At 38.0% G+C, this 7,260-nt stretch carries 7 protein-coding genes; 6 read left to right on the top strand and 1 reads right to left on the bottom strand.

The features are described 5' to 3' along the window. The first annotated feature begins 2 nt into the window (after positions 1-2). The 6 genes from AACW45_RS34615 to AACW45_RS34640 all read left to right on the top strand — a co-directional run bounded on the left by AACW45_RS34615 (position 3) and on the right by AACW45_RS34640 (position 6,248). On the top strand, positions 3-1,433 hold the full coding sequence (locus AACW45_RS34615) for a chlorophyll a/b binding light-harvesting protein (RefSeq protein ID WP_190637581.1): 1,431 nt from the start codon (positions 3-5) through the stop codon (positions 1,431-1,433). A 28-nt stretch (positions 1,434-1,461) separates the two neighbouring features. Then, positions 1,462-1,974: a flavodoxin FldA gene (fldA, locus tag AACW45_RS34620; RefSeq protein WP_190637583.1), complete on the top strand. Its 513-nt coding sequence runs from the start codon at positions 1,462-1,464 to the stop codon at positions 1,972-1,974. 260 nt (positions 1,975-2,234) lie between these two features. Further along, the gene (locus AACW45_RS34625) at positions 2,235-2,987 is read left to right on the top strand and encodes an alpha/beta hydrolase (RefSeq protein WP_190637585.1); all 753 of its coding nucleotides are present in this window, start codon (positions 2,235-2,237) and stop codon (positions 2,985-2,987) included. Positions 2,988-3,379: 392 nt separating this feature from the next. Then, a complete protein-coding gene (locus AACW45_RS34630) occupies positions 3,380-4,414 on the top strand; it encodes a chlorophyll a/b binding light-harvesting protein (RefSeq protein WP_190637587.1) in 1,035 nt (344 codons plus the stop codon). 453 nt (positions 4,415-4,867) lie between these two features. After that, a complete protein-coding gene (locus AACW45_RS34635) occupies positions 4,868-5,830 on the top strand; it encodes a chlorophyll a/b binding light-harvesting protein (protein WP_190637589.1) in 963 nt (320 codons plus the stop codon). Positions 5,831-5,948: 118 nt separating this feature from the next. After that, a complete protein-coding gene (locus AACW45_RS34640; protein ID WP_190637592.1) occupies positions 5,949-6,248 on the top strand; it encodes a hypothetical protein in 300 nt (99 codons plus the stop codon). A gap of 184 nt (positions 6,249-6,432) precedes the next feature. On the opposite strand, the gene AACW45_RS34645 is transcribed toward AACW45_RS34640, so the two are convergent. Then, entirely contained in the window at positions 6,433-6,954 is a 522-nt protein-coding gene (locus AACW45_RS34645; protein WP_190637594.1) for a Fur family transcriptional regulator, read from the bottom strand. Positions 6,955-7,260: the final 306 nt, after the last annotated feature.

The following is a 7,260-nucleotide window of genomic DNA, read 5'->3' on the forward strand; positions in this document are numbered from 1 at the left end:
CTATGACTACAGCAACAATCACCTCCCAACAATATGGATGGTGGGCAGGTAACGCTAAGTTTATCAATCTCTCAGGACGGTTATTAGGGGCGCACATTGCCCATGCTGGTTTAATTGTCCTTTGGGCTGGGGCAATGACCTTATTTGAAATCAGCAAATACAACCCCTCTCTACCAATATACGAACAAGGGTTAATCTTATTGCCCCATTTAGCAACCCTGGGATTTGGTGTTGGTGATGGCGGACAAATCGTTGATACTTATCCCTATTTCGTCATAGGTGTAGTGCATTTAATCAGTTCGGCTGTACTTGGTGCTGGCGGCATTTATCACGCTTTGTTAGGGCCAGAAGTATTACCAGAAAATAATCAATTTCCCGGTTTTTTTGGTTATGACTGGGAAGATGAAGAGAAAATGACCACCATCATCGGCATTCACCTACTTTTATTAGGTTTAGGTGCTTGGTTATTGGTAGCAAAAGCCCTCTTTTGGGGTGGTCTTTACGATGTCAAAGTGGCATCTGTCAGAGTTATTTCTGACCCAACTCTTAACCCAGCACGAATTTTTGCTTACCTCTTTGGTACATTTGGTAATCAAGGAATGGCGGCTGTTAATAACTTAGAAGATGTTGTTGGCGGTCATATTTGGGTAGGTATTCTTTGTTTTGGCGGTGGATTTTGGCATATCTTCACTCAACCTTTTGCTTGGGCGAAAAAAGTACTTTTTTGGTCTGGTGAAGCTTATTTATCCTATAGTCTGGCTGCTTTAGCATACATGGGTTTCTTAGCAGCATACTTTGTCACTGTCAACGACACCGTTTATCCCACTGAGTTTTATGGGCCTTTAGGATTAAGCAGTGTATCAGGAGTAATTTCAGTTCGCACTTGGTTAGCAACTAGCCATTTTGCTTTAGCAATTGTGTTTCTCTGTGGTCATATCTGGCACGCTTTGAGAGTGCGTGTTCTCGCGGCTGGATTGGATTTTGCACAGGGAGTAGTTAACTATCTAGATACACCAGAATTAGGAAACCTGCAAACCCCAGTTAATACCTCTAATTTAATCTTAAAATTCTTGGGGAATCTTCCTATTTACCGTGCAGGATTGTCGCCATTTTCTCGTGGTTTAGAAATTGGCATGGCGCATGGTTATTTTTTACTTGGCCCTTTCGTCAAATTAGGCCCCCTGCGGAACACAGAATTAGCTAATCAAGCCGGACTACTCGCAACAATTGCTTTGTTGTTGATTTTATCAATTTGTCTGTGGCTTTATGGCAGAGCATGGTTTAAACAAGGTACATCTCCTCAAGGAGAGTTACCAGAAAATCTGCAAACAGCTAAGTCATGGAGTGAATTTAATGCTGGCTGGATTATTGGTAGTTGTGGCGGTGCTTTATTTGCTTATTTACTAATCAGCAATAGCAGTTTGTTCTTCTAACTTTTTCTTTTCAATATCAGGTGTAAAAATGTCGCAAAAAATCGGTTTATTCTACGGCACTCAAACTGGTAAAACAGAATCAGTAGCAGAAATAATTCGGGATGAATTTGGTGATAGTGTGGTGACATTACACGACATCTCCCAAGCGGATACTGCTGATTTTGATGACTATCAATATTTAATTATTGGTTGTCCTACTTGGAATATTGGCGAATTACAAAGCGATTGGGAAGGCTTTTTTACCGAACTAGACGAAATAGATTTTAATGGTAAGACAGTCGCTTATTTTGGTACTGGTGACCAGATAGGCTATGCCGATAATTTTCAAGATGCCATCGGAATTTTAGAAGAAAAGATTTCTCAACTCGGTGGAAAGACTGTAGGCTATTGCTCAACTGAAGGTTACGATTTTAACGAGTCTAAGGCTTTAAGAAATGGTAAGTTTGTCGGTTTAGCAATTGATGAAGATAATCAATCTGATTTAACAGATGGGCGGATTAAGAATTGGGTATCTCAGTTAAAGAGAGAGTTTGGTTTGTAGTTTGAGTAGTTAAAGTTTTTTGTACCTGATGCTGAACCACAGATACACACAGAGAATTTTGTTTTTCAGAGCAAAATAATACCAATTTGAAAGAGTCTAGGAGCTAGGGAAGAGGTTTTTTAGTGATTATCTAACTGAATGAATTATGAGATGACTTGATTTCTTCCGCGACTTGTAGCGATTTTGAATTTTGAATTGGTATAAATCTGTATGTATTTGTGGTTTTGAAGTTGCTTAATTTTTGAGGTTTGAGAGTTTTTATGTCTGATGATATTGATGTTGTGTGGGTCAGTTCTAGTACTGTATTGCAGCGTTTCGATCAACCGTTACTACAACATATATCGCAATATATGAATGTGGCTCAGTGGGAATATCGTCACGGTAAAGATGAAGGTAGTTCGATAGATGAGGCTGTAAATTTACTACATGAGTATTTGTCACAATGTCCCCATCCCATACATTTAACAGGTCATGGTGCGGGTGGTGCGATCGCTCTAACCTATGCAAGGCGCTATCCCCAAAAAGTGCGATCGCTCATTCTCCTAGCTGTCGCTTCTCGACCAGCAAATACTTGGCACGCCCACTACTATCTACAACGACAACTATTTACCATCAGTCGCGAACAAGTTCTAGCAATGAGTGTTCGTAATCTCTTTGGCGAACAACCACATTACACTACTAAAAAGTTAATGGCAGTGTTAAATAAAGATTTAGAACAATCTCCCTTATCTCATTCCCTATTCAAGTTAGTTGATTTACCTGAAGATGGGGTTTCTATGCCCATGATGATCTGTGGTAGCAAAAACGATTCAATTGTCAATTCTCCTGCCTTACTAGGCTGGTTAAAATGGTTTAAACCTGAAGATTATCTCTGGGAATGTCCAAAAGGACATCATTTTTTTCATTACTTCTATCCGCAAAAGGTCGGCGAACAAATGTTGAGTTTTTGGCAACCTTATCATCTACAACCAACAATGCAATCTCAAATACTATCTCCAAATTTAATAAATTAGCAATTGTTTATTTAGGGGCGTAAATACACCCCTTATTAATTTATTAACTAGCTTGAAAATAGTGTTGACTGTTGACTGTTGACTGTTGACTGTTGAATATTTTCATGCTTAATTGTGCCAAAACTTAGTGTGAATAACTAACTTAATAACAGCGACCAAATTAGAATGTCGCCTTTTTTGTCGTGCTTAATTTTGTTGAATTTTTATTGTTAAGTTTTGTAAAGAAAATAGCTAAATGAGAAATATATTCAATAAACTAAATTTGTGTTCACCAAGCTCGGCAATTAACTTCAGCGATTTAAGTCTTATTAGATAATATTTCAGCTTTTATTGCTTGAAGTTAAGTAGTAAATATTTGAAGATTTCTCGCAATAACTTATAGAAGAGAACCAATGCAGACATACGATCATCCCAACGTCAAATATGATTGGTGGGTTGGTAATGCCCGCTTCGCCGACCTCTCTGGCTTATTTATCGGCGCACATGTAGCACAAGCTGCACTCACAACCCTGTGGGCGGGGGCGTTTACATGGTTTGAAATCTCTCGTTACAAACCTGAGATTCCAATGGGAGACCAAGGACTCATCTTGTTACCCCATTTAGCCACTTTAGGCTTTGGTGTTGGTGCAGGTGGTCAAGTAATTAATACTTACCCTTACTTTGTTATTGGTGCTTTGCATCTGATCTCGTCTGCTGTCCTGGGAGCCGGCGCACTCTTTCATACTTTTAAAGGGCCGCGCAACTTAAAAAACACTACTGGTTTTGCTCGTAAATTTCACTTTGAATGGAACGATCCTCAACAACTCGGTTTGATTTTAGGACATCACCTCCTATTTTTGGGGATAGCAGCTTTATTACTAGTTGGCAAAGCAATGTTTTGGGGAGGCTTATACGACGCGACAATTCACGCTGTCAGAGTGGTAAGTCATCCCACCCTCAACCCCTTGGTTATTTACGGCTATCAAACTCACTTTGCTAGTGTGAACAACCTAGAAGATTTGGTTGGTGGTCATATCTATGTAGGTTTAATCCTCATTGGTGGCGGTATTTGGCATATTATCAAAGAGCCATTACCTTGGGCGAAAAAGCTGTTAATCTTTTCTGGGGAAGCGATTCTTTCTTATTCTTTAGGTGGTATTGCCTTAGCTGGTTTTGTTGCTGCTTACTTTTGTGCAGTCAACACCTTAGCTTATCCTGTAGAGTTCTATGGTGCGCCCCTAGAATTAAAATTTGGTGTGACTCCTTATTTTGCTGATACAGTCAAATTAGCTAATGGTGCCTACAGTGCTAGAGCATGGTTAGCTAATGCTCACTTCTTCTTAGCTTTCTTCTTTTTACAAGGTCATCTTTGGCACGCGCTACGAGCCATTGGTGTTGACTTTAGACAAGTTGAAAAGTCATTGAACGCCATTAGTAGTGCTGAGTGAATCAATTTTGGATTTTGGATTTTGGATTTTAGATTAAAATTTCCTCAATCAAAAATTTCCAATCTAAAGTACGGTGATTTTGGATTGTAGATTTATTTCATGAATAAATTCGCTTGCTTCATATTCCAAGAGCGATATTAACCTATGAATATTCAATCCAAAATTTAAAATCTAAAATCTAAAATTTGACATTCAATCCTCAGTTAACAGTTTTGCTCTCACTCTCTAAGTGATAAGGATAAGGATCGGGTAAGCGTGCTGAGTCTATAAAATAGGACTTACGCACCGAACAAAAAAACCCTCACAAGGGTAGTCAAAAGTCAAAAGTCAATGGTCAAAATTCAAGTTTTTGGACTATGGACTATTGACCATTGACAAAAAGCATGAAAAATATCTGACACTGCGTAAGTCCTATAAAAAACTCAGCACTTTTCTAAAAATGATGAGGTAAAAGTGGCAATTTCTACTGATAGAACTTTTGCGGCAAATACACAATTACCTTGGTTAATTGGTAATGCTCGTTTAACTGATTTATCTGGTCAATTATTAGGCGCACATATTGCCCATGCAGGCTTAATTATGTTTTGGGCAGGAACAACTACCATCTCAGAAGTTGTGCGCTTTGTTCCTGATATCCCAATGTATGAACAAGGCTTGATTTTATTACCACACTTAGCAACTTTAGGTTGGGGAATAGGTGCTGGTGGTCGAGTAGTTGATACCTATCCCTATTTCGTTATTGGCATACTGCATTTAATTGCCTCGGCGGTTTTAGGTGCAGGCGGACTATTTCATGTGTTTCGCGCTCCAGCAATTTTATATAATAATGGTGGTAGAGCCGCGAAATTTCACTATGAATGGAATGACCCTAGACAATTGAGTTTAATTTTAGGACATCACATAATTATTTTGGGTTTAGGAGCATTTTTATTAGTACTTAAAGCCATGTTTTTTGGCGGCATTTATGACAGTCATCTAGGGGATGTACGCCTAATTAATAATCCCACTCTTAACCCAGTAACCATTTTTAGCTACTTGGTAGGCTTTAAAGATGGTATCTGGAATATTTTAGGACTAGCCAGTGTAGATAATTTAGAAGATGTTATTGGCGGTCATATTTGGGTCGGATGCATTTTAATTTTTGGGGGTATATGGCACATTATTGTACAGCCATTTACTTGGATCAGAAAAATATTACCTATAGAAAATGGTGAAGAAATTCTTGCTTATAGTTTGCTAGGATTAGCTTTAATGGCTTGGATTTCTGCTAGTTTTGTAGGATATAACACTACAGTTTTTCCACCAGAATTTTACGGTTCGCAACGTTTAGTAGCAGCAAACATACAATTTCTTCTAGGAATATTAGCTTTTTTAGGTTATGCTTGGCACGCTTGGAGGGCGCGTAGTATTACCTAACTAATCATCTCCCATGAACTCAACACCAGCTATTCTCAAGTTCCTTCTCCTGCCTGCGGTTAAAAACTTTTGACTGTGGGCAATTTCCTAAAACTTTTTGTGGAGTAACAATATAGTGATGGCTACAATTTTTTATGCTTTATCTGCTTGGGCAATTATGATTTTATTGTTTTGTAGTATTTGGACAACTCTTAAAAAAGGGATAATTTTTCTGTGGCGATTGCATCAAATTCCTTGTCATAATTGTGAGTATTTCACTAATGATTATCGTCTAAAATGTACGGTATGTCCTAAGAAAGCTTGTTCGGAACAGGCGATTGGCTGTATTGACTTTGAACCGAAAACTGCTGCTTGCAATGCTTGTCAAAAGGGGCGAATTTGGAAATTATATCAGGTTCGCCTGAATACTTACATCTAACATTTCATGCTCTCAATTGCATAAGTAATTCTTGAAAAATGCGATCGCCTTGAATTCATAACTTCATTTTCTGCCTCTAAACTATCAGTAACGATATCAAACCCTAATTATTTTGTTTAAAGAGAATCTGCAAGGATTGGTCTCAAAGACTTGTAAATATTGGCTTGTAAGTTTTAGGATGGGTCTAATGTAGTTGCTGATGGTTTGAGCTTTTGGGTTTGTCTGTTTTCAAGAATCTAGGACATACCCAATTACTAGATATTGTCGGCCATCCCCTCTGTAGAGCTTCTGGACAAATAGTTTGCAATGTGAATTTACAATCAATTAGTTGCAATCCCATTGTTTCTACTTGTTTTAATCCTTGTTTAATAATTGATTTATTTTCAAACTCTATAATCTGATGACATTGAATACACACAATATGGTGATGATGGGTAGAGATGGTTTTTAGTTCGTAATATTTTTGAGCCTGTGCCAATTCTACTTCTCGGATAATCCCTATGTTAGCCAGAATTTTGAGGTTGCGATAAACCGTAGACAAACTCATCACTTCTCCACGTTCAAACAGCAACAAATGTACTGATTCGGCACTCAAATGATTACCTGTTGGCAGAGTTTTAAAAAACTCAAAAATTAATTGGCGTTGAGGGGTGAATCGATAACCTTGAGCATTTAATTTGGCTTTTAAGGTTTTGAAATTATCCATAAATACAGCTTCCAAAAATTTTTCAGTGCTGGTAAAACTGCTAATAAAAGTTGTGTAAAACAAGCCTGTAATTATCAAAAATAGTTAGAAAGTATTAATAAATCCCAGACTGTACGCGCCACAAACTGGCATAGATACCATCCAATGCTAGTAAATCCTCGTGCTTACCCTGCTCAACAATTTGACCATGTTCCATCACATATATCCCACATTCCGCACCCTAACTGTCACAAAGGGGTTATTACTGAGTACTGCTTCTAAAATGAGATTAAAATAATACTTTATTGTTGATGTAGCCAGATTATT

The organism is Calothrix sp. FACHB-168 (assembly GCF_963889195.1).
GTDB lineage: Bacteria > Cyanobacteriota > Cyanobacteriia > Cyanobacteriales > Nostocaceae > Aulosira > Aulosira anomala_A.

Bases quoted from the DNA above. Each gene is read 5' to 3' on its own strand.
- AACW45_RS34615 (WP_190637581.1), top strand. From the start codon at position 3: ATGACTACAGCAACAATCACCTCCCAACAATATGGATGGTGGGCAGGT.
- fldA (WP_190637583.1), top strand. From the start codon at position 1,462: ATGTCGCAAAAAATCGGTTTATTCTACGGCACTCAAACTGGTAAAACA.
- AACW45_RS34625 (WP_190637585.1), top strand. From the start codon at position 2,235: ATGTCTGATGATATTGATGTTGTGTGGGTCAGTTCTAGTACTGTATTG.
- AACW45_RS34630 (WP_190637587.1), top strand. From the start codon at position 3,380: ATGCAGACATACGATCATCCCAACGTCAAATATGATTGGTGGGTTGGT.
- AACW45_RS34640 (WP_190637592.1), top strand. From the start codon at position 5,949: ATGGCTACAATTTTTTATGCTTTATCTGCTTGGGCAATTATGATTTTA.
- AACW45_RS34645 (WP_190637594.1), bottom strand. From the start codon at position 6,954: ATGGATAATTTCAAAACCTTAAAAGCCAAATTAAATGCTCAAGGTTAT.